The organism is Streptomyces sp. NPDC028289 (assembly GCF_055565975.1).
Genome location: NZ_JBVHTI010000005.1, coordinates 158,187 through 183,357, shown reverse-complemented (window position 1 = coordinate 183,357; position 25,171 = coordinate 158,187). Strand labels below are relative to the sequence as shown.

At 70.6% G+C, this 25,171-nt stretch carries 23 protein-coding genes and 1 tRNA gene; 10 read left to right on the top strand and 14 right to left on the bottom strand.

Annotation, left to right across the window (positions count from 1 at the left end; translation table 11 throughout):
• Positions 1 to 24: 24 nt before the first annotated feature.
• From ACZ4UV_RS25620 to ACZ4UV_RS25610, 3 genes are all read right to left on the bottom strand, one after another.
• Positions 25 to 972 carry a MerR family transcriptional regulator gene (locus ACZ4UV_RS25620; protein WP_467840935.1) on the bottom strand — a complete coding sequence of 316 codons (948 nt, stop codon included), beginning with the start codon at positions 970 to 972 and terminating at the stop codon, positions 25 to 27.
• A gap of 231 nt (positions 973 to 1,203) precedes the next feature.
• Positions 1,204 to 2,964, bottom strand: a complete 1,761-nt coding sequence (locus tag ACZ4UV_RS25615; protein ID WP_451019430.1) for an SDR family oxidoreductase — start codon at positions 2,962 to 2,964, stop codon at positions 1,204 to 1,206.
• The gene (locus ACZ4UV_RS25610) at positions 2,961 to 3,809 is read right to left on the bottom strand and encodes a M24 family metallopeptidase (protein ID WP_390043816.1); all 849 of its coding nucleotides are present in this window, start codon (positions 3,807 to 3,809) and stop codon (positions 2,961 to 2,963) included. The genes ACZ4UV_RS25615 and ACZ4UV_RS25610 overlap by 4 nt, the downstream gene beginning before the upstream one ends.
• 247 nt (positions 3,810 to 4,056) lie before the next feature.
• Between ACZ4UV_RS25610 and ACZ4UV_RS25605 the strand changes: the two genes are divergently transcribed.
• The 6 genes from ACZ4UV_RS25605 (at position 4,057) to ACZ4UV_RS25580 (ending at position 8,236) form a co-directional block, all read left to right on the top strand.
• The gene (locus ACZ4UV_RS25605; RefSeq protein WP_351494797.1) at positions 4,057 to 5,022 is read left to right on the top strand and encodes an ABC transporter ATP-binding protein; all 966 of its coding nucleotides are present in this window, start codon (positions 4,057 to 4,059) and stop codon (positions 5,020 to 5,022) included.
• Positions 5,012 to 5,917 carry an ABC transporter permease gene (locus ACZ4UV_RS25600; RefSeq protein ID WP_351494728.1) on the top strand — a complete coding sequence of 302 codons (906 nt, stop codon included), beginning with the start codon at positions 5,012 to 5,014 and terminating at the stop codon, positions 5,915 to 5,917. Before ACZ4UV_RS25605 ends, ACZ4UV_RS25600 begins: the two co-directional genes overlap by 11 nt.
• Positions 5,914 to 6,825, top strand: a complete 912-nt coding sequence (locus tag ACZ4UV_RS25595; RefSeq protein WP_451016960.1) for an ABC transporter ATP-binding protein — start codon at positions 5,914 to 5,916, stop codon at positions 6,823 to 6,825. Before ACZ4UV_RS25600 ends, ACZ4UV_RS25595 begins: the two co-directional genes overlap by 4 nt.
• Positions 6,826 to 6,835: 10 nt before the next feature.
• Entirely contained in the window at positions 6,836 to 7,555 is a 720-nt protein-coding gene (locus ACZ4UV_RS25590) for an ABC transporter permease subunit (RefSeq protein WP_467840930.1), read from the top strand.
• Between the two features lie 81 nt (positions 7,556 to 7,636).
• Positions 7,637 to 7,849, top strand: coding sequence for an SGM_3592 family protein (locus tag ACZ4UV_RS25585; protein ID WP_390043813.1), 213 nt, complete (start codon positions 7,637 to 7,639; stop codon positions 7,847 to 7,849).
• 299 nt (positions 7,850 to 8,148) lie between these two features.
• A tRNA-Ser gene (locus ACZ4UV_RS25580) sits at positions 8,149 to 8,236 on the top strand.
• 172 nt (positions 8,237 to 8,408) lie between these two features.
• On the opposite strand, the gene ACZ4UV_RS25575 is transcribed toward ACZ4UV_RS25580, so the two are convergent.
• The 9 genes from ACZ4UV_RS25575 to ACZ4UV_RS25535 all read right to left on the bottom strand — a co-directional run bounded on the left by ACZ4UV_RS25575 (position 8,409) and on the right by ACZ4UV_RS25535 (position 18,583).
• Complete coding sequence (locus tag ACZ4UV_RS25575) at positions 8,409 to 9,206, bottom strand: HAD family hydrolase (protein WP_451016959.1); 798 nt, start codon at positions 9,204 to 9,206, stop codon at positions 8,409 to 8,411.
• Entirely contained in the window at positions 9,203 to 10,480 is a 1,278-nt protein-coding gene (serS, locus tag ACZ4UV_RS25570) for a serine--tRNA ligase (RefSeq protein ID WP_351494737.1), read from the bottom strand. Before serS ends, ACZ4UV_RS25575 begins: the two co-directional genes overlap by 4 nt.
• 530 nt (positions 10,481 to 11,010) lie before the next feature.
• Complete coding sequence (gene pheA, locus ACZ4UV_RS25565; RefSeq protein ID WP_351494739.1) at positions 11,011 to 11,946, bottom strand: prephenate dehydratase; 936 nt, start codon at positions 11,944 to 11,946, stop codon at positions 11,011 to 11,013.
• Between the two features lie 155 nt (positions 11,947 to 12,101).
• Positions 12,102 to 13,382, bottom strand: a complete 1,281-nt coding sequence (efeB, locus tag ACZ4UV_RS25560) for an iron uptake transporter deferrochelatase/peroxidase subunit (protein WP_390043808.1) — start codon at positions 13,380 to 13,382, stop codon at positions 12,102 to 12,104.
• 8 nt (positions 13,383 to 13,390) lie between these two features.
• Entirely contained in the window at positions 13,391 to 15,457 is a 2,067-nt protein-coding gene (locus ACZ4UV_RS25555) for a copper resistance CopC/CopD family protein (RefSeq protein WP_467840924.1), read from the bottom strand.
• A 13-nt stretch (positions 15,458 to 15,470) separates the two neighbouring features.
• On the bottom strand, positions 15,471 to 15,968 hold the full coding sequence (locus ACZ4UV_RS25550; RefSeq protein WP_467841794.1) for a copper chaperone PCu(A)C: 498 nt from the start codon (positions 15,966 to 15,968) through the stop codon (positions 15,471 to 15,473).
• Positions 15,969 to 15,973: 5 nt separating this feature from the next.
• Positions 15,974 to 16,627, bottom strand: a complete 654-nt coding sequence (locus tag ACZ4UV_RS25545) for an SCO family protein (RefSeq protein ID WP_294008679.1) — start codon at positions 16,625 to 16,627, stop codon at positions 15,974 to 15,976.
• A gap of 113 nt (positions 16,628 to 16,740) precedes the next feature.
• Positions 16,741 to 17,490, bottom strand: a complete 750-nt coding sequence (locus ACZ4UV_RS25540) for a YcnI family copper-binding membrane protein (RefSeq protein ID WP_451016962.1) — start codon at positions 17,488 to 17,490, stop codon at positions 16,741 to 16,743.
• 232 nt (positions 17,491 to 17,722) lie between these two features.
• Positions 17,723 to 18,583, bottom strand: a complete 861-nt coding sequence (locus tag ACZ4UV_RS25535) for a hypothetical protein (protein WP_451016957.1) — start codon at positions 18,581 to 18,583, stop codon at positions 17,723 to 17,725.
• Positions 18,584 to 18,831: 248 nt separating this feature from the next.
• Here ACZ4UV_RS25535 and ACZ4UV_RS25530 point away from each other — a divergent pair, with 248 nt between their 5' ends.
• From ACZ4UV_RS25530 to ACZ4UV_RS25515, 4 genes are all read left to right on the top strand, one after another.
• On the top strand, positions 18,832 to 19,281 hold the full coding sequence (locus ACZ4UV_RS25530; protein WP_451016956.1) for an ATP-binding protein: 450 nt from the start codon (positions 18,832 to 18,834) through the stop codon (positions 19,279 to 19,281).
• A gap of 38 nt (positions 19,282 to 19,319) precedes the next feature.
• Positions 19,320 to 19,895, top strand: coding sequence for a GNAT family N-acetyltransferase (locus ACZ4UV_RS25525; protein ID WP_351494749.1), 576 nt, complete (start codon positions 19,320 to 19,322; stop codon positions 19,893 to 19,895).
• A 99-nt stretch (positions 19,896 to 19,994) separates the two neighbouring features.
• Positions 19,995 to 20,951 carry an intradiol ring-cleavage dioxygenase gene (locus tag ACZ4UV_RS25520; RefSeq protein ID WP_467840918.1) on the top strand — a complete coding sequence of 319 codons (957 nt, stop codon included), beginning with the start codon at positions 19,995 to 19,997 and terminating at the stop codon, positions 20,949 to 20,951.
• A 10-nt stretch (positions 20,952 to 20,961) separates the two neighbouring features.
• A complete protein-coding gene (locus ACZ4UV_RS25515; protein ID WP_467840916.1) occupies positions 20,962 to 21,783 on the top strand; it encodes a triphosphoribosyl-dephospho-CoA synthase in 822 nt (273 codons plus the stop codon).
• Positions 21,784 to 21,900: 117 nt separating this feature from the next.
• On the opposite strand, the gene ACZ4UV_RS25510 is transcribed toward ACZ4UV_RS25515, so the two are convergent.
• Together ACZ4UV_RS25510 and ACZ4UV_RS25505 are read right to left on the bottom strand one after the other, a co-directional pair.
• Positions 21,901 to 23,370 (bottom strand): aminopeptidase P family protein, encoded by a 1,470-nt coding sequence (locus tag ACZ4UV_RS25510; protein ID WP_390043794.1) that lies wholly within the window; start codon positions 23,368 to 23,370, stop codon positions 21,901 to 21,903.
• Between the two features lie 134 nt (positions 23,371 to 23,504).
• A complete protein-coding gene (locus ACZ4UV_RS25505) occupies positions 23,505 to 24,887 on the bottom strand; it encodes a PP2C family protein-serine/threonine phosphatase (protein WP_451016953.1) in 1,383 nt (460 codons plus the stop codon).
• Between the last annotated feature and the right edge of the window lie 284 nt (positions 24,888 to 25,171).

Here is a 25,171-nt window from a genome sequence, read left to right as displayed (position 1 = left end):
AGTTGTGGACAAGTGCTGGGCATTTCAGGGTGTTTCGTCAAGATCGTTAACAGGGACGTGATCTGTGGCGAGGGCGTCCAACCGCCGTGCCCGGAGCTCGCGTTCGGCGGCGAGCGCGATGAACTCCGCGATGCGGTCCGGGCCAACGAGGCGTCGTACGGCCCCGATCGTCTCGGTGGGCAGCGACACGGGACGTGTCCCGTCCGGGGTTTTCTGCCGTTCCCCTGAGCCGAGCTGCCGGCGCACTTCGCGGGTCGCGAACAGACGCATGGCGCGGGCCAGTTCGGCGTCGACCGTCTGCCGGGCCAGGGGGCGCAGGCGCCGTACGAGCGAGGCCGCTTCGGCCGCGCCGGCGTCGGTGCGGTGGCCGGGGTCGTCGAGGTAGCGCGCGAAGACGTGCTCGGTGGTGAACTCCAGGAAACGGGCGGCGATGTGCTCGACCTGGAGTCTCAACTCCCGCAGATGCTCGGAGATCGCCATGAGGGGCACTCCGGCCGCGTGCAACTCGGCTGCCACGGCCAGCTCTTGGGGGCTCGGGACGAGGAAGGAGCCGGGGTCGCCGGCCACCGGTTCCAGTACGCCGAGTGCCACGGCCTCGGCCACGGCCGCGTCGTCGGGGGTGCCGCCGAAGCGGGCATCCAGTTCGGCGCGGGTCAGGCGCACCGGCTCCTCGTCGGTCCAGGGGCCCTCGGCCTCGGTGACCAGCCCGAGGACGCCGGCCAGGCCGCGGCCGGTGTCCCAGGCGTCGAGCAACTCCTTGATGGAGGCGAGGGTGTAGCCGCGGGAGAGGAGGTCGGCGATCTGGTGGAGGCGGGTGAGGTGGACGTCGGAGTAGAGGTTGGCGCGGCCCTGGCGTTCGGGGCGGGGGAGGAGGCCCTTGTCCTGGTAGGCGCGGATGGTTCGGACGGTGGTGCGGGAGAGGCGGGCGAGGTCCTCGATGCGGTGGGTGGGGGTGGCCGGGGGGTCGGTCATGTGGGGTTCCTCGAGTGGTGACCGGGGTGGGGGCGGGGGTGGGGACGCTTACCGGCGCCGGCCGGGTGCCTCCCCCAGCCTTCGGCCGGGGGGACCCCAGCGCCCACCCGTGCCGCCCTGGGGGCACCTCCCAGGCCTTGAGGCCCTGGGGGAGGCACGACTGTCCGCAACTATGCAGCCCCGTAAGGGGCGCGGGGAGCCCCTACCGGCCCGCGGTTGGACGACGACCCTCTACAACTTCGGCTCCACCCTTGCGAGCCTCCTCAGCACCCCCGGCGCCACCCGGGAAAGCAACCGCATCCCCCGTGCCTCCGGCGTCACCGGTACCACCGCGCGGTTGTGCTCCACCGCCTCCAGGATTGCCGAAGCCACCTTCTCCGGCGGGTAGTTGCGCATGCCGTACAGCCGGGCCGAGCGCTTCTGCCGGCGGCGCTGCTCCTCCTCGTCGACACCCGTGAAGCGCGCCGTCGAGGTGATGTTGGTGTTGATGAAGCCGGGGCAGATCGCCGTCACCCCGATGCACCGGCCGGCCAGTTCGGCGCGCAGGCACTCGGACAGCATCAGGACCGCCGCCTTGGAGGTGCTGTAGGCCGGCAGGGCGCGGGAGGGCTGGTAGGCCGCTGCCGATGCGACGTTCACGATATGGCCGCCCTGGGCGCGGTCCGCCATCCGGGCCCCGAAGAGGCGGCAACCGTGGATCACGCCCCAGAGGTTGACGTCCAGGACCCGCCGCCAGTCCTCCGTCGTCGTCGTGAAGAAGGAGCCCGACAGCCCGATGCCCGCGTTGTTGACCAGCACGTCCAGGACGCCGTAATCGCGGTGGACCTTCTCCGCGAGCTTCTCCATGGCCTGCTCGTCGGAGACGTCGGCCGTCTCCGCCCACGCGTCCGCCGCGCCGACCAGTCGGGAGAGCTCGGCGGTGCGGGCCGCCGCCTCCGCGTCCCGGTCCACCGCCACCACCCGCGCGCCCGCCTCCGCGAACGCGAACGCCGTCGCCCGTCCGATGCCGCTGCCCGCCCCGGTGATCAGCACCAACTGGCCTCCGAACCGCTGGGCATGGCGGTCGGCGGGCTTCTGCTCCGCCCCCCGGCCGTCCTCCACCGACCTCACGAACTCCTCGATCCAGGCCGCCACCTGGTCCGGCCGGGTGCGCGGGATCCAGTGCTTGTCAGGCAGGGTGCGGCGGGTGAGCCGGGGCGCCCAGCGCTCCAGGTCGTCGTAGAGCCGCTCGGAGAGGAACGCGTCGCCGAGCGGCGTGATGAGCTGCACGGGCGCGTGCGCGTATGCGTCCTCGCGCGGGCGGCGCAGCCGGGCCCGTACGTTGTCGCGGTACAGCCAGGCGCCGTGTGCCGCGTCGGAGGGCAGGGAGGACGTGGGGTAGTCCCCCGCGGGGAGCCTCTCCGCCCGTTGCAGGATTCTCGGCCAGGCCTTGCCGAGGGGGCCCCGCCAGGCCAGTTCGGGCAGGGCGGGGGTGTGCAGCAGGTACACGTACCAGGACTTGGCGCCCTGACCGAGGAGCTGGCCCACCCGGCGGGGGGTCGGGCGCTGCACGCGCGCGTTGATCCAGTGACCGAAGTGGTCCAGGGACGGCCCGGACATCGACGTGAAGGAGGCGATGCGGCCCTCCGTGCGCCCCACCGTGGCGAACTCCCAGGACTGCACCGAGCCCCAGTCGTGGCCGACGAGGTGCACCGGGCGGTCCGGGCTGACCGCGTCGATCACGGCCAGGAAGTCGTCCGTGAGCTTGGCGAGGGTGAAGCCGCCGCGCAGGGGTTTCGGGGCGGTGGAGCGGCCGTGGCCGCGGACGTCGTACAGGACGACGTGGAAGCGGCCGGCGAGACGGGTCGCGACCTCGGACCAGACCTCCTTGCTGTCCGGGTAGCCGTGGACGAGGACGACCGTCGGGTCCGCCGGGTCGCCCAGTTCCGCCACGCACAGGTCGACGCCGCCGGTACGCACCCGGCGCTCGCGCGCGCCTTCGATCTCGGTCACTTGTCCTCCGCCCAGCGCCGCACGTGCGGCAGATCGTCGTCCAGCCAGTAGGCGCTCTGCTCGGGGTCCCGGGAGTCGGTGACCACGAGGATCTCCTCGAACTTGGCGCCCGTGCCCCGGAAACCGAGGTGCGGTTCGACCGCCCACAGGCCCGGCGTGGGCGGGTGGTCGGAGAAGCGGTACGGCGACCACAGGGGCGACCAGCCCTCGCGGTGGCCGTGCAGCGCGTCGGCCGCGAGGCCCTTCAGGGACTGGGCGCCGAACCCGAAGAGGTGCGGTGACCAGCGGCGCTGCTTCACCCGGTCCACCTTGTGGGCGATCACCCCGAAGGGGTACGCGCGGTGCCGGTTGGCGTAGCCCTGGCGGACCATGAGGCGGTCCACGTCCTCGTAGATCTCGCGCAGCGGGCGGCGCTCGCGCACCTCGCGCAGGATCAGCTCGCGGTGCGCCTCCAGGTCGTCCATCAGCCGGTCCTGCACGGGGTTGGGCCCGAGGGAGCCCGAGTAGCCGATGTCGGCCGTGCAGCCCTCGTACACGGGAGCCAGGTCCAGGATGAACGGCATGCCGGGCGCCAGTCGGCGGTCGGTCGGGAAGAACTGCAGCGGTATGCGGAAGTCCGTGAACGCCGTGCGGTCGCCGAACCAGGCGAAGGGGAGGTGGAACCAGTCCCGCACGCCCCGCGCGCGCAGCCACTCGCGCTGCATCCGGGCCGCCTCGCGCTCGGTGATCCCCGGCTCCAGCCTGGCCGCGACCGCCTCCGCGCACTCGTACGCGAGCCGCTGCACCCGCCGGAAACCCTGGAGCTCCGTGGTGCGTTCTTCCTTCGATGCCACTGCCGTCGTCATCCGCCCCGCCCCGCCCCGTCCCCGCCCGCGTCTCCGTCGACTGCGGTACGTGCCCGTAACTTGACACTGGTGAATGTGACAGTTGTTAGAGGCGACGTCAATAGGAGGGCCGAGGCCTGTGGATAACTCTGCGTAGCTCTCAAGCAGGGGATCCCCTAGGGCCCCGTAATACTCCAGAGTGATGTGAAGACGGCTCCGAGGTCTGACGACCGCAGTGGCGCGGGTCACTACCTTCTATGGCGTGACTGTGATCGCGACCGAAAGCCTGAGCAAGCGGTTCCCCCGGGTGACCGCGCTCGACCGGCTGTCCGTGGACATCGGACCCGGTGTGACCGGACTCGTCGGAGCCAACGGCGCCGGCAAGTCCACCCTGATCAAGATCCTGCTGGGTCTGTCCCCCGCGACCGAGGGCCGCGCCGAAGTGCTCGGCCTCGACGTCGCGACCAAGGGCGCCGCCATCCGCGAGCGCGTGGGCTACATGCCGGAGCACGACTGCCTGCCGCCCGACGTCTCGGCCACCGAGTTCGTCGTGCACATGGCCCGCATGTCAGGCCTGCCGCCCGCCGCCGCCCGCGAGCGCACCGCCGACACCCTGCGTCACGTCGGGCTCTACGAGGAGCGGTACCGCCCCATCGGCGGCTACTCGACGGGCATGAAGCAGCGCGTGAAGCTCGCCCAGGCCCTGGTGCACGACCCGCAGCTGGTCTTCCTCGACGAGCCGACCAACGGCCTCGACCCGGTCGGCCGTGACGAGATGCTCGGCCTGATCCGCCGCATCCACACCGACTTCGGCATCTCGGTCCTGGTCACCTCGCACCTGCTCGGCGAACTGGAACGCACCTGCGACCACGTGGTCGTGGTCGACGGCGGCAAACTGCTGCGGTCCAGCTCCACCACCGACTTCACGCAGTCCACGACCACCCTCGCCATCGAGGTCACCGACAGCGACGAGCACCCGGACGGCACCCGTGCGGTGCGCGACGCGCTCCACGCGCGCGGGGTGGAGACGGACAACGAGGGCGGCGGCCTCCCCGGCGCCGGCCACATCCTGCTGCTCACCGCCCAGGGCGAGGAGACGTACGACCTCGTCCGCGACGTCGTCGCCGACCTCGGCCTCGGCCTGGTGCGCATGGAACAGCGCAGGCACCACATCTCCGAGGTCTTCACCAGCGACGACGAGCAGCGGAAGGAGGCGACCGTCCATGGCGGTTGACCAGCCCATCGCGGGACCGGGCGACCAGTCCCGCATCCACGACATCGGCTACCGCGGCTACGACGGCCCCCGCCTCGGCCGCGCGTACGCCCGCCTGTCCCTCTACTCGCAGACCCTGCGCGGCTCCTACGGCCTCGGCCGCTCGGTGAAGTCCAAGGTGCTGCCGATGCTGCTGTTCGCGGTGATGTGCGTGCCGGCGGCCATCATGGTCGCCGTGGCCGTCGCCACCAAGGCGCACGACCTGCCGGTGACCTACACGCGGTACGCGATCATCATGCAGGCCGTCATCAGCCTGTACGTCGCCTCGCAGGCGCCCCAGGCCGTCTCCCGCGACCTGCGCTTCAAGACCATCCCGCTGTACTTCTCGCGGCCCATCGAGACCGCCGACTACGTCCAGGCCAAGTTCGCTGCCCTGGCCTCCGCGATGTTCATCCTGACCGGCGCCCCGCTGCTCGTGCTGTACGTGGGCGCCCTGCTCGCCAAGATGGACTTCGCCCACCAGAGCAAGGGGTTCGGCCAGGGACTGGTCTCGGTCGCCCTGCTCTCCCTCCTCTTCGCCGGCATCGGCCTGGTCATCGCGTCGGTCACCCCGCGCCGCGGCTTCGGCATCGCCGCCGTGATCGCCGTGCTGACCATCTCCTACGGCGCGGTCTCCACCCTCCAGGCCATCGCCGACGCCCAGGGCAGCGCCGGTGCCATCGCGTGGATCGGCCTGTTCTCGCCGGTCACCCTGATCGGCGGCCTGAGCACCGCCCTCCTCGGCGGCACCAACACCTTCCCGGGCGGCGACGGCCCCTCCCACGCCCAGGGGGCGGTGTACCTGCTCGTCGTCCTCGGGCTCATCGCCGCGAGCTACGGCCTTCTGCTGCGCCGCTACAAGAAGGTGGGACTGTGACCACGCTCTCCATCGACCATGTCTCCCGCTGGTTCGGCAACGTGGTCGCCGTCAACGACATCACCATGACCATCGGGCCCGGCGTCACCGGCCTCCTCGGCCCCAACGGCGCCGGCAAGTCCACCCTCATCAACATGATGGGCGGCTTCCTCGCCCCCTCCACCGGCACGGTCACCCTCGACGGGCAGCCGACCTGGCGCAACGAGGCGATCTACAAGCACATCGGCATCGTCCCCGAGCGCGAGGCGATGTACGACTTCCTCACCGGCCGCGAATTCGTCGTCGCCAACGCCGAGTTGCACGGCCTCGGTGCCAAGGCCGCCCAGAAGGCCCTCGCCACGGTCGAGATGGAGTACGCGCAGGACCGCAAGATCTCGACGTACTCCAAGGGCATGCGCCAGCGCGTGAAGATGGCGTCCGCCCTGGTCCACGACCCGTCGCTGCTCCTCCTCGACGAACCCTTCAACGGCATGGACCCGCGCCAGCGCATGCAGCTCATGGAACTGCTGCGCCGTATGGGCGACGAAGGCCGCACCGTCCTCTTCTCCTCCCACATCCTCGAAGAGGTCGAGCAACTCGCCTGGCACATCGAGGTCGTGGTCGCCGGACGGCACGCGGCCAGCGGCGACTTCCGCAAGATCCGCCGCCTGATGACCGACCGCCCGCACCGCTACCTGGTCCGCTCCAGCGACGATCGCGCCCTCGCGGCCGCCCTTATCGCCGACCCCTCCACCTCGGGCATCGAAGTCGACCTCGCCGAGGGCGCGTTGCGCATCCAGGCCGTCGACTTCGGCCGATTCACCGCACTGCTGCCCAAGGTCGCCCGCGACCACGGCATCCGGCTGCTCACGGTCTCGCCGTCCGACGAGTCCCTCGAATCCGTGTTCTCGTATCTGGTCGCGGCGTAGGAGGCCGAAGATGTACGACCCCACAGTCGCCAGGCTCACCTACCGGGCCCTGCTCGGCCGCCGTCGGGCCCTCATCCTGGGCGCCCTGCCGCTGCTGCTGATCGCGATCTCCGTCGTCGTCCGCGGCCTCGCGGGCGCCGACGACCAGACGGCCGCCGACCTGCTCGGCGGCCTCGGGCTCGCCACCATGGTGCCGATCATCGGCGTCATCGCCGGCACGGGCGCGATCGGCCCGGAGATCGACGACGGCTCGGTGGTGTACCTGCTGTCCAAGCCGATCAAACGGCCGACGATCATCTTCACCAAGCTGATCGTGGCGATCGCCGTGAACATGGTCTTCTCCGCCCTGCCGACCCTGATCGCGGGCTTCATCCTCAACGGCAACGGGCAGCAGGTCGCCGTCGCCTACACGGTCGCCGCGCTGGTCGCCTCCATCGCCTACGCCGCGCTCTTCCTGCTTCTCGGCACGGTGTCGCGGCATGCGGTGGTCTTCGGGCTCGTCTACGCCCTGGTCTGGGAGGCCCTGTTCGGCTCCCTGGTCCCCGGAGCGCGGACGCTGAGCGTCCAGCAGTGGTCCCTGGCGGTCGCCCACAAGGTGACCGGCGGCGACCTGATCACGTCCGACGTGTCCCTGACGACGGGCACGGTGCTGCTGGTCGCGGTGACCGTCCTGGCCACCTGGTACGCGGGCCAGAAGCTGCGTTCGCTGACGCTGGCGGGCGAGGAGTAGACGCCCGCTTTACTGACGGGGAGTTCACCTGGGTCCGGGCAGACTGGGCCAAAGGGGATGCATTGTGCAGGAGGCGCGGGGATGGCTGAGCTTGTCGGAGACGGCGACTGGGACGGGGTCGTCCTGGACGAGGACTTCATACGGTCCGCGGGGACTTCGGAGCCTTCCGCGCGAGCGCGGATGCTGGCCGCGAAGTGGCGGGCGGAGGCGCCGGAACCTCAGCCGTGGCGGTCGGACGAGCCGCCGGCGGGGTGGTTCTTCAGCAAGGGCCGGCGGCGTTGGTGGCGCCGGTAGGTGCTTCTTCGGCTGCGGGCCGGTGGGGGCCGGTCGCGCAGTTCCTCCCCCAGCCTTCCGCTGGGGGTACCCCCAGCGGCCCCTAGCGGGGCGCCCACCTCGCGCTAATTGAGTGGCACCCAACTCGGCTTACAGGCACAGTTGTTGTGTAGCCCACGAGCCGGGAGAGGAGCCGGACGATGTCCATGCACGACAGTACGTCCCGCTCCCGTCAGGGCAGCCGTCGGCGGATCGCCGTGTAGCTGCCCGGGGCGGCCGCTTCGAGCACGCGATGTCGCTCTCGCGTGGGCCGCCCACCCGGAGGATTGGCCGAGTGGTAAGGCACCGGTTTGCTAAGCCGTGGTCGGGCCTGGAAAGCCCGCGCACGTTCGATCCGTGCATCCTCCGCAAGACGTTGTCAATGTGACTGAGCTGAACTTGCAGGCGCCGGCGAGTGGTCCCACTTAAGGGGCGCTGGCGAGTGGTCCCACTTAAGGGGCGCTGGGGATTACCCCCGGCCGAAGGCTGGGGGAGGAACTGCGCGCTCAGCCCCCACCGGGCCCGCAGCAAACCGACAGGCTCAGCCGAGCAGACGCTCCACGACCACCGCGATCCCGTCCTCCTCGTTGGAGGACGTCACCTCGTCGGCCACCGCGCGAAGCTCTTCATGCGCGTTGGCCATGGCCACTCCCCGAGCCGCCCAGGCGAACATCGGGATGTCGTTCGGCATGTCGCCGAAGGCGATCGTGTCGGCGGACTTGAGGCCCAGCCGGCGCGCGGCCAGCGAGAGACCGGTCGCCTTCGAGAGACCGAGGGGCAGCAGCTCCACGATGCCCTCGCCCGCCATGGCGACCGTGACGAAGCCCCCGGCCGCCTGCCGGGCCGCTTCCGCGAGCTCGTCGTCGGACAGCTCCGGGTGCTGTATGTAGATCTTGTTCAGCGGCGCCGACCAGAGATCGGCCGCGTCCGTGAAGGGGGTCGACGGCAGGTGCCCCTTCACCGCGTACCCCGGCCCCACCAGGACGTCGCCGTCGAGGCCGTCACGGCTCGCCGCCAGGTACAGCGGGCCGACCTCCGCCTCGATCTTCGCGAGGGCGACCCCGGCCAGCTGCCGGTCCAGCGTCACGGAGGTGAGAAGGCGGTGCGCGCCGGCGTCGTACACCTGCGCCCCCTGGCCGCACACGGCGAGGCCGTCGTACCCGAGGTCGTCGAGGATGTGCCGGGTCCAGGGGACCCCCCGGCCGGTCACGACGATGTGTGCGGCGCCCGCCGCGGTGGCCGCGGCGAGCGCTTCACGTGTGCGCGGGGAGACGGACTCGTCGGAGCGCAGCAGCGTCCCGTCGAGGTCGGTGGCGATGAGCCCGTAGGGGAAGCTCACCGGGACACCGGCTCCAGGACCTCCCGGCCGCCCAGGTACGGGCGCAGCACCTCGGGCACGTACACCGAGCCGTCGGCCTGCTGGTGGTTCTCCAGGATCGCCACGATGGTGCGCGGTACGGCACACAGCGTGCCGTTGAGCGTGGCCAGCGGCTTGACCTGCTTGCCGTCGCGGACCCGGATGGACAGCCGGCGGGACTGGAACTCGGTGCAGTCCGACGTCGAGGTCAGCTCGCGGTACTTGCCCTGGGTCGGGATCCACGCCTCGCAGTCGAACTTGCGGGCGGCCGAGGCGCCGAGGTCACCGGTGGCGACGTCGATCACCCGGAACGGCAGCTCCAGCGAGGTCAGCCACTGCTTCTCCCAGGCCAGCAGACGCTGGTGCTCCGCCTCCGAGTCCTCGGGGGCGACGTAGGAGAACATCTCCACCTTGTCGAACTGGTGGACGCGGAAGATGCCCTTGGTGTCCTTGCCGTGCGAACCGGCCTCGCGGCGGAAGCAGGGCGAGAAACCGGCGTAGCGGAGGGGCAGGCGCTCCGCTTCGATGATCTCGTCCATGTGGTACGCGGCGAGCGGCACCTCGGACGTGCCGACCAGGTAGAGGTCGTCCTTGTCGAGGTGGTAGACGTCCTGGGCCGCCTGGCCGAGGAAGCCGGTGCCCGCCATGGACTGGGGGCGGACCAGCGCCGGGGTCAGCATCGGCGTGAAGCCGGCCTCGGTGGCCTGGGCGATCGCCGCGTTGACGAGCGCGAGCTCCAGGAGCGCGCCGACACCGGTCAGGAAGTAGAAGCGGGAGCCGGAGACCTTGGCGCCGCGCTCGACGTCGATCGCGCCGAGGAGCTGGCCCAGCTCCAGGTGGTCCTTGGGCTCGAAGCCCTCGGCACCGAAGTCGCGGATCGTGCCGTGCGTCTCCAGGGTGACGAAGTCCTCTTCGCCCCCGACGGGCACGTCGGGGTGGACGAGGTTGCCGAGCCGGAGCAGCAGCTCATGGGCCTCGGCGTCGGCCGCGTCGCGCTCGGCGTCGGCGGTCTTGACGTCGGCTTTCAGCTGCTCGGCCTTCTTCAGCAGCTCGGCCTTCTCGTCGGCGGAGGCCTTGGGGATGAGCTTGCCGAGCTGCTTCTGTTCGTTGCGCAGCTCGTCGAAGCGGACGCCGGAGGACCTGCGCCGCTCGTCGGCAGAGAGGAGGGCGTCGACGAGCGCGACGTCCTCTCCACGGGCGCGCTGGGACGCGCGCACACGGTCGGGGTCCTCACGGAGCAGGCGAAGGTCAATCACGAAGCCAAGGCTACCGGTGCGGGGTTGCCCCCCACGAATCACTATTGACACGTGTTCCGAATCGCGGCTTACGTTCCGTTATGGGGGAATTGCCGAGCGTGTCAATAAAAAGTGTCTCACCCCCCGAGACGGGGCACGCCTGCGGCCTGCGGTTGACTGGAATCCCTTGTGGAGAGCGGGACTTGGGGGTGCGGTTGTCCACAGGAATCCACCCCCTCCCGAGAGTTATCCACAGGGTGTGTGGAAGAGGTGTGGACTCCGGAATCGATCACTCCGCGAGTGACGTGTGAAGAGAGGAATTCCCACGCCAAACCAGGACAACACCCTCTTTCGAGTGGAAAGGCGTCGCCCCAAAAGATGAACCATGGGAAACGGGTGGACGAAGGGTGATGTGGGCGGGCGGGGCCGCACCGAAGGCCCGTAGGGCGATTTGTCGACAGACTCATGCGTGGCTGTCGACTTATCCCCAGGTCGAGATGGGCACCTGTGGATAACTCCTGTGGATAACGAAGATATGAGAGTACGACCGGCTAGAAGCGGCCGTCCTGGCAGCGCGCCACCCAGTCCGAGGCCGCCACGAACTCCTCGTCCGACGTCCCCGGCAGCGTGGGCCTCACGGTCTCGCCCGGCCTGACGTCCGCCCGCGGGTAGGAGCCCAGGAACCGCACCTGGCGGCAGATCCGCTTCAGCCCCATCAGGGCCTCCGCCACCCGCCGGTCGGAGATGTGGCCCTCGGCGTCGATGCAGAAGCAGTAGTTGCCGATGCCGGCGCCGGTTGGCCGGGACTGCAGCAGCATGAGGTTGATGCCCCGGGTGGCGAACTCGCCGAGCAGGTCGCGCAGCCCGCCGGGGTGGTCGTCGTTCTGCCAGAGCACGACCGAGGTCTTGTCCGCACCGGTCGGGGCCGCGGGCCGGGCCGGGCGGCCGACCAGGACGAACCGGGTCTGCGCGTTCTCCGCGTCGTGGATCCCGGTCTCCAGGGCCTCCAGACCGTACCGCTCGGCCGCGAACTCGCCCGCGAAGGCGGCGTCGTAACGGCCCTCCTGGACCAGGCGGGCGCCGTCCGCGTTCGAGGCGGCGGACTCCCAGACGGCCTCCGGGAGGTGGGCCCGCAGCCAGTTGCGGACCTGCGGCTGGGCGACCGGATGGGCGGTCACCGTCTTGATCTCGGAGAGTTTGGTGCCGGGGCGGACCAGTAGCGCGAAGGTGATCGACAGCAGCACCTCGCGGTAGATCATCAGCGGCTTGCCGGCGACCAGCTCGTCGAGGGTCGTGGTGACCCCGCCCTCGACGGAGTTCTCGATCGGCACGAACGCGGCCTCGGCCTCGCCGTTGCGCACGGCGTCCAGCGCGGACTGCACGGAGACGTATGGGATGAGCTCCCGGGTGGCGGCCTCCGGAAGCGTGCGCAGGGCGACTTCGGTGAAGGTGCCTTCGGGACCGAGATACGCATAGCTCGCTGGCATGTCCCTCACCCTAATGGGCGCAGAGAGGCGCGGCTCACTCGTCTCATCGGATCCACTCGACCGGGTGGTTTGAAGCGCGGAAACGCACCAATAGTGATCAGAAACCACTGTGGTAACCGGAATGACTTGGAGGGCGCATGGATATCACCCGGTTATCAGCCCTCCAGCAGCCGCTGCCCCACATACTCCCCGGCGGCCGCACCGCCCGGCACCGCGAACAGGCCGCTCGCCTCGTGCCGGATGTACTGCGACAGCGCGTCCCCGCGGTCCAGCTTCCGCTGAAGCGGCACGAACCCACGCAGCGGATCCGCCTGCCAGCAGACGAAGAGCAGTCCCGCGTCCGGTGTCCCGTCCGCTTCGATGCCGTCGTGGTACGAGAACGGGCGCCGCAGGATGGCCGCGCCCCCGTTCTGGTCGGGCCGGGTGATTCGGGCATGGGCGTTGATCGGAACGACGTACTCCCCGTCCGCCTTGGCCTTCTCCAGGTCCATCGCCGTCGTCTCGGTGCCCCCGGTCAGCGGCGCCCCGTTCGACTTCTTCCGCCCGATCACGTTCTCCTGGGCCGTGAGCGACAGCTTCTCCCAGTCGTCGAGGAGCATGCGGATCCGGCGTACGACGGCGTAGGAGCCGTTCGCCATCCACGCGGGGTCGCTCGAACCGCTCGCCGGTACGAAGATCCGCTGGTCGAAGTCCGAGTCCGTCGGCTTCGGGTTGCGCGTGCCGTCCAGCTGGCCCATCAGGTTGCGGGCCGTCATGGGGTGCGCGGTGGCGCCCGGGGTGCGGTTGAAGCCGTTCATCTGCCAGCGGACCTTCGCCGCGCTGCCCGCGTCCTTCTGGATCGCCCGCAGGGCGTGGAAGGCGACCAGGGCGTCGTCGGCGCCGATCTGTACCCAGAGGTCGCCGTTGCTGCGCGACCTGTCGAGGTGGTCGGAGGAGAAGTCGGGCAGCGGGTCCAGCGCGGAGGGGCGCTGCTTCTCCAGGCCGGTACGGGCGAAGAAGCTGTTGCCGAAGCCGAAGGTGACCGTCAGCGCCGAGGGACCCGCGTCCCGGGCCACGTCCGTGTCGTCCTGCGTCATCGGCTCGCCCGCCATCAGCCGCTGGGCCGTCGTCGACCAGCGGCGCAGCAGCGCGGCGGCCTCGCTGCGGCCCGCGCCCGCCGCCAGGTCGAAGGCGACGAGATGGCCGCGCGCCTGGAGGCCCTCGGTGATGCCCGGCTGATGTTTCCCGTGAAACATCGCCCGGTCGGAGCCCACCGAGCTGAGCGGGGTGGCCTGGGCGGGGGCGGCCGCGTAGCCGACGCCCGCGCCCGCCGCGCCGAGTACGAGCCCGGTGGCCCCGGCGGTGCTGAGCAGCGCGCGCCGGCTGACGCCCCCGGCCGGGGGAGCCTCGGCGGCTGCGGTACGGGCCTCGGTGACGGACTGGGACTGTTCGGGCATGGTGCGGTTCAGCCGATCTGCGCGTTCTTGGAGACGGTCACCTGGTCGATGTCGGAGGTCCGCACGGTCACGGAGACCTTCCAGTCGCCGGCGATGGGGATCTGCACGCCGTTGGCCGCCCAGTGCCCGGTGGTGACGTGGTCGGGGTTCACGGGAATCGGCCCGAGTTTCTTGGCGTCGAGGGTGAAGGCGACCTTCACCTCGGGGATGTCGAAGGCCCGGCCGTTGGGCCGCTGGACGTAGACGTGCATCTCGTTGCTGCCCACCGCCGCGGGGTCCAGGTCGACGCGGACGACGCCCTTGCCGTCCTTGCCGCCGGTGTCGAAGGACATGTCGAGGGTCAGCGCGCCCGAGGACGAGTTCGACGTGGAGGAGGACGAGGCGGCCGCGGTGGCGGCCTTGGCGTCCTGCTCGGTACGGCCGGGCTCGGTCTGCGTCAGCACGGTCGTGACCGCGAGCAGGGCGACGGCGACCCCGGCCTCGGCCAGCACCGAGCGTCGCAGACCGAAGCGGTGCGGGTCGGCGTCCCGGAGACGCTTCTGCCGGGCGGTGTCCATGGCGGACTGCTGCCGGGCGAGCTGGGCGGCGCGCTCGGAGCCGTCTCCGGCGGCCCCGGCCTTGTCGGAGCCGCCGGAGACAGCAGAGACACCGGAGACAGCAGAGACACCGGAGACAGCAGAGACACCGGAGACACCGGAGACAGCAGAGACACCGGTGCCGGACTTGGCCGCCTTGACGGAGGCCTCCTTCGTGGCGGCGGACGCCTTGACCGTCTCCTTCTCCTGCGCCGCTTCCTGCGCCGCTTCCTCCTGCGCCTCTTCGGCCGTCTCCGTCCCCGTCACCGCCGCATCCGCGAGCCGTCCCGTCCACCGTCGCGAGATGGCCGCGATGCCGACGAGCAGCGCCACGAGCCCGATCTTGACCAGCAGCAGCTCGCCGTACGCCGTGTCGGTGAACGCCGACCAGGAGCCGAGCTGCCGCCAGGACTGGTAGATGCCGGTGGCGACCAGCGCGAGCACCGACCCGAAGGCGACGCGGGAGAAACGCTGTACGGCGGTGGACTCGACCGGGGTGTCGGCGGGCGCCCGGTAGAGGGCGACCAGCAGGGCGGTGAGGCCGCCCAGCCAGGCGGCGACGGCGAGCAGGTGGATGACGTCGACCGGCATCGCGATGCCCGGCTGGAGTCCGGTGGAGGCGTGCTCGGCCATGGCCCAGCTCGCCGCGAGCCCGGCGGCCACGACGGTCCCGCCGATGGCGAGCCCGAAGGTCAGGTCGCGCTTCTCCTCGTCCTCCCGCTTGTCGTAGGCGCCGAAGAGGACGGCAATGAACAGTGCGGCCGCCGCGAGCAGCAGCAACCGGGAGACCAGCGCCGCGCCGGTCTTGGTCTGCAGCACCTGGCCGAGGAGGTTCAGGTCGAAGATGTCGCCGACGCTGCCGGAGGTCGTGTAGGAGCCGCGCAGGAGCAGCAGCCACAACGTGGCGGCGGTGAGCGTCAGCCAGCCGCCGACGACCAGGCGCTGCATGGCCCGCACCCCGGAGCCGCGCTGCCAGCAGGCGAGGACGAAGGCGGCGCCGCCGACGAGCACGATGTACCCGGCGTACGACATGTACCGCCCGAAGCCGTAGAACCAGCCGACGACACCGCCGCCCGCCTCCTGGTCCCCGACCGAGGCGACGGTCCTGGAGGGCGCGCCGACGGAGAAGGTGAAGGCGCCGGCGACGGGGTGGCTGTCCGCCGAGACGACCTGCCAGGCGACGGTGTACGTGCCCTTGCCCAGTCCGTTCTTGAGCTGCACGCCGTAGGTCGTGCCGCTCAGGTTGTCCGGCTTGGCCAGGTCGACCCGCTTGCCCTTGGGGTCGAGGACCCGGATCGAGTTGTCGTTCAGCGACACGTTCTCGGAGAACGTGAGCGAGACCTGGTCGGGTGCCTTGGTGACCACCACCCCCTGGGAGGGGTCGCTGCCGGTCAGCGCGGCGTGCGCCGAGGCCGGCCCGGCACCGGCCAGCAGCGCGCCGGTGACGGCGAGGAACAGCAGCACCAGGGTGCGCAGGCGGGGGGTGATGGTCCGCGTCAAGGTCGGTCCTCCCTCAGTGTCCGGTCGACGGGTTGTACGTGGCGGACTTCACCGGCATCTCGACGGTGAGCGGACCGGATTCGGCGAACTTGAGTTTCAACGTGATCGTGTCGCCCTGTTCCGGGCGGCGCTTCAGCTTCTCGAACATCAGATGGTTGCCACCACTTTTGAACACGAGTTGACCGTGTGCGGGCACCTCGAAGGAGGTGACCTCCTCCATCGCCCCGCCGTTGGTCTCGTGCATGGTGATCTCACCGGCGGAGTCGCTGGTGACGGAGGTCAGCTCGTCCTTCGTGCCGCCCTTGTTGGTGATCGTCAGGAACCCGGCGGCCATGTCGGCGGAGACCGGCTGCGGCATGTAGGAGGCGCCGACGGACAGCTCGGCCCCCGAGGCTCCTGAGGCTCCCGAGGAGCCCGAGCTGCCGCAGCCCGCGAGGGCAAGAGCCCCCGCGACCGCTATCCCGGTCAGGGCGAGGGGCCTTCCGGGCTTTATGAAGTTCACGGGCTTCATGGGCTTCACGGGTTCTCCCCCTTGATCAGCTTGGGGAGGTCCTTGGTGTAGTCGTCGACGGTGGCGTCCTCGCCGTAGAGGACGTATCCGCCGTCGGTCTTCGGCGAGAACGCGATGACCTGGGTGCCGTGCACCGAGACGACCTTGCCGGTCTTCTTGTCCTTGTGGGTCGGCTCGATGGAGATGCCGAGGGTGCGGGCGCCGGCCTGGATGGTGGCGAAGTCACCGGTCAGCCCGACGAAGCTCGGGTCGATGCCCTTGAGCCACTTGCCGAGCTCGGACGGGGTGTCACGGGCCGGGTCGGTGGTGACGAACACGACCCGCAGCTTCGCCTGGTCGGCCTTGGACAGTGCCTTCTTGGCGACCGCGAGGTTGTTCATGGTCAGCGGGCAGACGTCGGGGCAGTGCGTGTAGCCGAAGTAGATCAGCGTCGGCCTGCCCTTGGTCTCCGCGCGCAGGTCGTACTTCTTGCCCTGGGTGTCGGTGAGTACCAGGTCCGGCTTTTCGAACGGCGTGTCCAGGATGGTCGCGGCCTTGTTCGAGGTGTCTCCGGCGACCACGGTGACGGGTGACTTCGCGTCGTCGCCGCTGCCGCAGGCGGAGAGGGTCAGGGTGGCGGCGGCGAGCAGCGCGGCCGCGGCGAACGTCTTCTTGCGCATACGAAAATGTCCCAGATGTGAGAGATCCGGCGCGCACCGGGGGGCCGTACGACAGCCGTACGACAGCCGTGACAGCGTCGCACGGCCCCCTGTGCGCGTTACGGACGCGGAACTCAGGCCTCGGTGCCGGTGGTGGACCGGCGGCGGCCGGCGAGGACGCCGTAGGCGACCCCGGCCGCGCCGACGACGATGCCGACGACGCCGAGGACGCGGGCGGTGGTGTCGGTGCCGCCGGCGGAGCCGGATTCGTCGGAGGCGGTGGTCTCGGTCTTGGCCGAGGTCTCCTCGGCCGTGTCCTCGGCCGTGGCGGACCCGTGGTGGTCGTCCGTGGCGGCGGACAGCGCGAGGACCGGGGCCGGGTTCTCCGGCTCGTCCTGGCCCTCCTGCTGGACCTCGATCCAGCGGACGACCTCCTTGTTGGAGTACGTCTGGACCGCCTTGAAGACCAGTTCGTCGGTGTTCTCGGGCAGGGCGCCCACGGAGAGCGGGAACTTCTGGAAGTAGCCCGGCTCGATGCCCTTGTCCTCGGCGGTCCAGGTGACCTTGGTGACCGCCTGGTCGATCTTCTCGCCGTGCATCTCCAGCGGCTTGGCCAGCTTGGACTTGGTGACGTCGATCTTCCAGCCGGCCATCGGCTGCGGCATCACGGACGCGATCGGGTGGTCGGCGGGGAAGTTGACCTCGACCTTGGTGGTCGAGGCGTCGTCGCGCTCGTTGGGGACCTTGAAGTCGATGACCGCGTAACCGCCCTTGGCGGCGGTTCCCTCGGGCTGCACGCTGACGTGCGCGAACGCGGGCGAGGAGATGGCCAGTACGGCCGTACCCGCGACGGCGGCGACGGCGGCGACCCGAGAGGCCTTCATGGCGGACACGGCGGACACGGCGGACATGGCGGAAGCCTTCATGGCAGGGAGCACTCCACTCCGAGTGAGTTCTGTCGTTGAGGGGCGCGTGGAAAGCCGGAAACCCGAAGCCGAAAGCCGAAAGGGGCCATCGGGAAAGGGTCCGTCGGAAAGCGCACGCGCGCGTGCCGCACGACGGCGGCAGGCCCCTCCGATCCGGGCAGACCCCGGGGAGTGCTCTGGTCGCGTCGTGTCAGGCGGCGAGAACGAGTACGGCGGCGGCCGCGGGCGGCCCGCGCCGGATCACGGAGTGCTGGAGTGCGACGGTGCGCGGGGCCGGCGGTATGTCCCAGGCGCTACGACGGCCACGCGCGGGTGCCTCGGGCACGGCAACGAGCCCGGCGCACAGGGCGCGCGCCAGCGCGAGCGCCCCGCGCAGGGAACGGATCAGCGCCCCCTCGGCGACCCCGTGCGCCGACTCGGCCGACAACTGGATCAGTCGCAGCAGCGCCAGATCGCCCCGGCGCAGCAGCCACCCGGCCACGACGGCCGCGAGAACGTGCCCGAGCAGCATGGGTACGGAGGGCAGCAGCGAGCCGGAGGCCCCGGTGGCGTCCGCGGCACGGGCCGCCCCGCTCGCGCCGGTGGCCGCCCCGGAGGTGCTGAGATGCGCGTCCGTGAGGATCTTGTACGCGTGGGCGGGACTGATCTGCGCCGCCCCGGCCCCGCACACCAGCCGTGCGGCCCGCTCCACCAGCGAGGCGTCGCTCATGGACATCGACGACATGGATGCCATGGACGACGCGGACATCGAGCCGCCGGACATCGCGGAGCCACCGTGCTGGCCGAGCCCGAACAGCGTGTGAAGGACGGTCTGCACCACCGCGAGCAGGGCCACGATCCCCGGCAGCGAGCGGGCCCGGCCGGACAGCGGGGCGGCGAGCGCCAGGGTGCCCAGGAAGCCCGCGCCGAGCGTCCACAGCGGAACGGCCGCGCAGGAGGCCAGGGTGTGGCCCGCCGCCGCCAGCACGACGCAGAGCGCGGCGAACACCGCGGCCCGCAGGAGCCGCAGTCCGCTTCCGGTGCGCGCCGCGCGCGGGTGGGGGGCAGTCATGGCGCGCTCATCATCGCACTGGGCCCGGGCCCCTTTGACGTCAGGTCCAGAAGATTCCGTTACGCCCGAGGATGGTGATCGAGAGAAAGAACCGAAAGATCATTCTTGTGCCGAACCACCCGCTCATACACCGAAACCTCCACCCGCGCATCCCCCGGATGGGCGTTCTCACATGAACGGAGTGCTTACACCCGCGCACGGGTGGCAATAGGTATCGGTATGTCGAGCCGCGGCCGGGAGGCTGGAGCATGAGCATCTGGTGGTCACTCCATCTGCGGCGTGAGGCCGCGAGCGTGCCGCTCGCCCGCCGACTGCTGATCGGCACGATGGAGACGGCGGGCGTCGACCCCGACATCTCCTACGACCTCTCCGTCGCCCTCAGCGAGGCCTGTGCGAACGCCGTCGAGCACGGCGGGGCCGGACGTACCTCGGAGGCGTACCGGGTCACCGCCTACCTGGACGGCGAGAAGTGCCGTATCGAAGTGGCCGATTCGGGCCCGGGGCTCGCTCCGGGATTCGCCCGTACCCAGGACATCAGGCCGGCCCGTCCCGACGCCGAGCACGGGAGAGGCCTCTGTCTCATCAGAGAACTCGCGGACCACGTCCACATCGGCAACAAGCCGGGCCGCGGCGGCACCGTGGTCAGCTTCGACAAGATCCTCAAGTGGAAGAAAGATCCTTCCCTGCTTTCGGCATGACACTCGCACCCGCATAACACCCGCGCTAGGGTGCGCGCATGATTCTCAGGAAGATTAAAGAATGCCTGCTCATCCCAGGCGTGATATTGCGTCCCATAGCCGTCGGCGATGCCAGAGCGCTGTGCGCCGCATACGTCGGCAACCGAAGCCATCTCGAACCCTGGGAACCGGTCAGACCCGATTCCTTCTTCACCGTCGAGGGCCAGACCGAGCGCATCGAAGGCCTGCTGGGACAGGCTGCCGACGGTCTCGTGGCCCCCTGGCTCATGGAGTCGGCCGAGGACGGCCGTATCGTCGGGGCGATCACCCTTTCCGGAATTTCCCTGGGCCCTTTCTGCAGTTCCTACGTCGGCTATTGGGTGGCCGGTGATCAGCAGGGCCGCGGTCTGGCCACCGCCGCCCTGGAGCGGGTCTGCGAGATCGCCCGGGAGGTGGTGGGACTTCACCGGATCGAGGCGTCCACTCTGATCGAGAACACGACGTCCCAACGGGTGCTGAAGAAATGCGGGTTCGAGACGATCGGCGATGCTCCGCAGTATCTGCACATCAATGGAGAATGGCGGGACAGCCGGCTGTTCCAGCGGATCCTGCACGACCGCGCCCCGGCTCTGTGACCAGCGGCTTCGCGACGGGTTCAGTTTCCTGGGCGTTCACAGGTCGTTGCCAGCTCTCGCCCATGCCCCTGACAAACGGCGTTCCTAGCTTCGTCGGCCATGACGGGAAACCACAAAAACACGTCGATCACCCGCCGCCGTGCCCTCGCGGTCTCCGGCGGCACGGTGGCGGCCGCCGGCCTCGCGGTCGCCGGCTTCCAGTCGGCCTTCGCCGACACGACCGACACCAGCGCCGACGCGGACGCCACCGCCTCCGCGAGTTCGACCAGCAGTGAGTGCATGACGCTGATGAGCAGCGTCACGGAAGGGCCGTACTACCTCGATGGTGCCTTGGTGCGCAAGGACATCACCGAGGGCAAGGCCGGCGTTCCGCTGACCCTGCGCCTGACCGTCGTGGACGCCACCGACGGCTGCACCCCGGTCAAGGGCGCGGCGGTCGAGATCTGGCACTGCGACGCCTGGGGTTACTACTCCGGCTACACCACCGCCAACCCCGGCGGCTCCGCCCCCGCGGAGAGCGAGGAGGGCGACTCCGCCAACGACAACACCTACCTGCGCGGCTACCAGATCGCCAACGGCAACGGGGTCGTCAAGTTCGAGACGATCTTCCCGGGCTGGTACACCCCGCGCACCTGCCACATCCACGTGAAGGTGCACACGGGCGGCGAGAAGGAGGACGGCACCTACGAGGGCGGCAAGGTCAACTACACCGGCCAGCTGTTCTTCGCCGACGACGTCGCCGAGGAGATCTTCACGCTGGAGCCCTACTCGAAGCACACCGGCGACTACACCGTCCTCGCCGACGACATGGTGTACGACGGCGGTGGCGCCGCCAGCGGCCTGCTGACCCTGAAGGCCGTGCACAAGAAGGATCCCTCGAAGGGCTACAAGGGCTTCCTGACGCTGGGCATCGACCCGGACGCGGAGAACACGGGCGCCGGCAGCGGTGGCGGCGGTACCCCGCCGAGCGGTGCCCCGAGCGACGCGCCGACGGGCACCCCGCCGAGCGGTGCCCCGAGCGAGAGCGCCTCCCCTTCGGCCTCCGCCTCCTCATAAGGTAAGGGACATGACAAGTCGCGAGGACGACGCGCTGGCGCAGGCCGCCGTGACCGCGCTCACCGGTCAGCTGGCACTGGCCCCCAAGCCGGGCCTGCCCGACCCGCGTGACCTGGACGCCCGCAGTACGCGCCGGGAGCACGACAGTCTGCGCTGGTCGGCCAGGGCGCTGGCGCCCGGCCTCGCGGCCATGGCCGCCTCCGCCCGCCGTACCGGCGAAGCCACGCCGGTGCTGCGGGCGGAACTCGGCGCGATCGGCCGGTGCACCGAGCACTCGGTCGGCCTGGCCGGCGGCGGCCACAAGGGCGCCCTGTGGGCCCTCGGCTTCCTGGTCGCCGCGGTCGCCCTGGACCCCCGGGCCAAGGCCCGCGAGACCGCCGCGAACGCGCGGAAGATCGCCGCGTTCACCGACAAGGGCGCCCCCAAGCGCCCCTCCCGGGGCTCGACGATCTCCGCCAAGTACGGCGCGGCCGGCGCCCGGGGCGAGGCAAGGGCCGGATTTCCGCACGTACGCAGGGCGCTGGACGCGCTGGCCACGGCCCGCAAGGCGGGCGCCACCGAGAACCAGGCCCGCCTGGACGCCTTACTGACCGTGATGTCCACCCTCCAGGACACCGAACTCCTCTACACCGCGGGCCCGTTCGGCCTGCGCCAGGTCCAGGAAGGGGCGCGGAAGGTACTGGAGGCGGGCGGTACGGCGACGGAGGCGGGCGCGGAGGCCTTGGCGGCCATGGACGCCGACTTGCACGAACGCGGTTGGAGTCCAAGGGGGAGTGCAGGACTGATGGCCGGTGCACTGTTCCTGGATGGGCTCTCTGGAGCGCCCCTTTAGGGGCGAGGGGCTGTATCCGATGCGCGGCTGCCGCCGCGTGGGCGCGAGCAACCACCCACAACCCGCAGACCGACGAATGGCCGGGCACCCACTCGGTACCCGGCCATTTCACATCCGTCAGCCCTTCAGAGAACCCATCCACGCCTCGACCTCGTCAGACCGCCTAGGCAGCCCCGCGCTGAGGTTCCGGTTCCCGTCGGCCGTCACCAGGATGTCGTCCTCGATCCGGACCCCGATCCCCCGGTACTCCTCAGGCACGGTGAGGTCGTCGGCCTGGAAGTACAGCCCCGGCTCGACGGTCAGCACCATCCCCGCCTCCAGGACGCCCTCCACATACGTCTCGGTCCGCGCGGCAGCACAGTCGTGGACGTCGAGCCCGAGCATGTGCCCCGTCCCGTGCAGCGTCCACCGGCGCTGCAGGCCGAGCTCCAGCACCCGCTCCACCGGCCCCTCCACGAGCCCCCACTCGACGAGCCGCTCGGCCAGCACCCGCTGCGCGGCATCGTGGAAGTCGCGGTACTTGGCACCCGGCTGCACCGCCGCGATGCCGGCCTCCTGGGCGTCGTACACGGCGTCGTAGATCTTCTTCTGGATCTCGCTGTACGTGCCGTTGACGGGCAGCGTCCGCGTGACGTCGGCGGTGTAGAGGCTGTGCGTCTCGACGCCGGCGTCCAGGAGGAGCAGGTCGCCCGAGCGCACCGGGCCGTCGTTGCGGACCCAGTGCAGCGTGCAGGCGTGCGGGCCGGCCGCGCAGATGGAGCCGTAGCCGATGTCGTTGCCCTCCACGCGCGCGCGGAGGAAGAACGTGCCCTCGATGTAGCGCTCGCTCGTGGCCTCGGCCTTGTCGAGTACCTTCACGACGTCCTCGAAGCCGCGGACCGTGGAGTCGACGGCCTTCTGCAGCTCGCCGACCTCCCACTCGTCCTTGACCAGCCGCGCCTCGGAGAGGAAGACCCGCAGCTCCTCGTCCCGCTCGGCGGTGACCTTGTCGGTCAGCGCGGCCTGGATGCCGGCGTCGTACCCGCGGACGACCCGCACCGGGCCGGTGGCCTCGCGCAGCTTGTCGGCCAGCTCGCGCACGTCGGCGGCGGGGATGCCGTAGAGCGCCTCGGACTCGGTCAGCGAGTGGCGGCGGCCGACCCACAGCTCGCCCTGTCCGGAGAGCCAGAACTCGCCGTTCTCGCGGTCGGAGCGGGGCAGCAGGTAGACGGTGGCCACGTGGCCGTCGTCCTTCGGCTCCAGGACGAGTACGCCGTCCTCGGTCTGGTTGCCGGTGAGGTAGACGTACTCGACGGACGCCCGGAAGGGGTAGTCCGTGTCGTTGGAGCGGGTCTTCAGGTTGCCGGCCGGGATCACCAGGCGCTCGCCAGGGAAGCGGGCGGACAGCTCGGCGCGGCGGCGGGCGGTGTGCCCGGCCTGCTCGATGGGCTTGAGATCGCGCAGCTCCGTGTCGGCCCAGCCGGACTTCATGCTCTCGGCGAGCTCGTCGGACACGCCCGGGTACAGGCCGTTCTTGCGCTGCTTGATCGGCTCTTCCGACTCGGTCTCCGGGGTCTCCGGATTTTCCGGGGTGAGCTCGTCGGACACGGTTATCCTCCTCGACACAGCAGTGGATCCCGTCCATCGTACGGTCGTACCGAACGGCGTCCCAGGGACTCGGGGCCCGCAGCCGTGTGAGGTGTCTCCGCCTCCGTCCTCCTGCGCTCCTCCTGACTGACCGATCAGTCGAAGCGGGCCGCCAGCAGGACCACGTCCTCCTCGCTGTCGGCCTCGTCCAGGCCGCCCGGCAGCACCGTGCGCAGGACGTGGTCGGCGATCGCCCCGGGGTCGTGGCGCAGCGCGCGCGGGATGCTCGCGGCGGCCGTGTGCAGCCGCGCGAAGGCGCGGTCCATGGGGTCGCCGGTGCGGTGCAGCAGTCCGTCGGTGTAGAGGAGCACGGTCTCGCCGGCCTCCGCCTCGATCTCCACGCTGGGCGCCTCCCAGCAGGCGAGCATGCCCAGCGGCGCGGACACCGAGGTCTCCGCGAACTGCGTGCGGTGCTCCCCGATCAGCAGCGGCGGGCTGTGGCCGGCCCCGGCGAGGGTGACCTTGCGCAGCGCGGGCTCGCAGTAGGCGAACAGGGCGGTGGCGGAGCGGGCCGGCTCGGTCAGCCGCAGCAGCAGTTCCAGGTCGGAGAGGACCGCCACCGGGTCCTCGCCCTCCATCACGGCGTACGCCCGCAGCGAGGCGCGCAGCCGGCCCATCGCGGCGACCGCGCTCGGCCCGGAGCCGGTGACCGAGCCGACGGCCAGGCCCAGGGCGGCGTCGGGGAGCGGCAGCGCGTCGTACCAGTCGCCGCCGCCGCGCGGGCCGGTGCGGTGCCGGGCGGCGAGCTGGACGCCGGCCACCCGGGGCAGCCGGGAGGGGAGCAGTTCCTCGGCGATGGTCGCCATGCACGCGCGCGTGCGCTCGACCTCCAGCAGCCGGGCCAGGTGCTCGGCCGCGTGCCTGACGTACAGGCCGGCGAGGTGGCGCCGGCGCTCGTCGGGCTGGGCCGGCTCGTCGTACAGCCAGGCGACCGCGCCGAGGCGGTCGGCGCTGTCGGTGACGAGGGGGAGCGCGTAGCTGGCGGCGTACCCGAGGCGGGCGGCGACCTCGCGGTGGCGCGGGTCGAGGCCGTCCTCCGCGAACAGGTCGGCGTGCACGGTCTCGGCCGTACCGCTGTCGTACGGCAGCGCGCCGTGCGGGACGGTCTCCAGGTGGCCCAGGTCCGCGCGGCCGAGGCCGAGGCCGAGCGTGGTGTGCGGGCCCAGTCCGTCGGCGGGCTCCAGCGAGACCAGACCGCGCCGGGCGCCCACCAGGGCGGCACCGGCGCGCAGCAGTTCCTGGAGGGCCGGCTCCAGCGCGCTGGTCCGGGCGAGCCGTTCGGTCAGTTCGTGGAGGGTGGTGAGGTCGGAGACCCAGCCGGCCAGCCGGTCCTGGAGGACGGTGCCGGGCGCCGGGGCGGCGGGGGCCTTCGGGACGGGCGGTGCGGCCGGGGCGGGGGGAACCGGCGCGACAGTGTGTGCGGGAGCGGGGACCGTTGAATCGATTCCAGCCACTTTCGGAGGGTGCGGGGCGTTCATCGCGTCCGGCTTTCAGACCTGTGCGTATTGCTCAAAAGCATCGCAAACCCCCATGTCCTTCTGCACCGCTGGCAGTGTCTCCACATGTACACGCACTCGTGAGGGGATGTCCAGCATTGTCCTGCCGGGATTCCTGGTGTCCGTGGGCCTCTTGAGGCGTTCTCGACGGGTTCTCCCGGACCGCTTGCACAAAAGCAAAGTTGGCTTAAAACTGACTCGGGCAACGGCTCACTGCGGTCGACTGGCCTTGCTCCACGGAGCGTCACAGCGGTCGTGATGGGTAC

Bases quoted from the DNA above. Each gene is read 5' to 3' on its own strand.
- ACZ4UV_RS25620 (WP_467840935.1), bottom strand. From the start codon at position 972: ATGACCGACCCCCCGGCCACCCCCACCCACCGCATCGAGGACCTCGCC.
- ACZ4UV_RS25610 (WP_390043816.1), bottom strand. From the start codon at position 3,809: ATGACGACGGCAGTGGCATCGAAGGAAGAACGCACCACGGAGCTCCAG.
- ACZ4UV_RS25600 (WP_351494728.1), top strand. From the start codon at position 5,012: ATGGCGGTTGACCAGCCCATCGCGGGACCGGGCGACCAGTCCCGCATC.
- ACZ4UV_RS25590 (WP_467840930.1), top strand. From the start codon at position 6,836: ATGTACGACCCCACAGTCGCCAGGCTCACCTACCGGGCCCTGCTCGGC.
- ACZ4UV_RS25585 (WP_390043813.1), top strand. From the start codon at position 7,637: ATGGCTGAGCTTGTCGGAGACGGCGACTGGGACGGGGTCGTCCTGGAC.
- pheA (WP_351494739.1), bottom strand. From the start codon at position 11,946: ATGCCAGCGAGCTATGCGTATCTCGGTCCCGAAGGCACCTTCACCGAA.
- efeB (WP_390043808.1), bottom strand. From the start codon at position 13,382: ATGCCCGAACAGTCCCAGTCCGTCACCGAGGCCCGTACCGCAGCCGCC.
- ACZ4UV_RS25550 (WP_467841794.1), bottom strand. From the start codon at position 15,968: ATGAAGCCCGTGAACTTCATAAAGCCCGGAAGGCCCCTCGCCCTGACC.
- ACZ4UV_RS25545 (WP_294008679.1), bottom strand. From the start codon at position 16,627: ATGCGCAAGAAGACGTTCGCCGCGGCCGCGCTGCTCGCCGCCGCCACC.
- ACZ4UV_RS25540 (WP_451016962.1), bottom strand. From the start codon at position 17,490: ATGAAGGCCTCTCGGGTCGCCGCCGTCGCCGCCGTCGCGGGTACGGCC.
- ACZ4UV_RS25535 (WP_451016957.1), bottom strand. From the start codon at position 18,583: ATGACTGCCCCCCACCCGCGCGCGGCGCGCACCGGAAGCGGACTGCGG.
- ACZ4UV_RS25530 (WP_451016956.1), top strand. From the start codon at position 18,832: ATGAGCATCTGGTGGTCACTCCATCTGCGGCGTGAGGCCGCGAGCGTG.
- ACZ4UV_RS25525 (WP_351494749.1), top strand. From the start codon at position 19,320: ATGATTCTCAGGAAGATTAAAGAATGCCTGCTCATCCCAGGCGTGATA.
- ACZ4UV_RS25520 (WP_467840918.1), top strand. From the start codon at position 19,995: ATGACGGGAAACCACAAAAACACGTCGATCACCCGCCGCCGTGCCCTC.
- ACZ4UV_RS25515 (WP_467840916.1), top strand. From the start codon at position 20,962: ATGACAAGTCGCGAGGACGACGCGCTGGCGCAGGCCGCCGTGACCGCG.
- ACZ4UV_RS25505 (WP_451016953.1), bottom strand. From the start codon at position 24,887: ATGAACGCCCCGCACCCTCCGAAAGTGGCTGGAATCGATTCAACGGTC.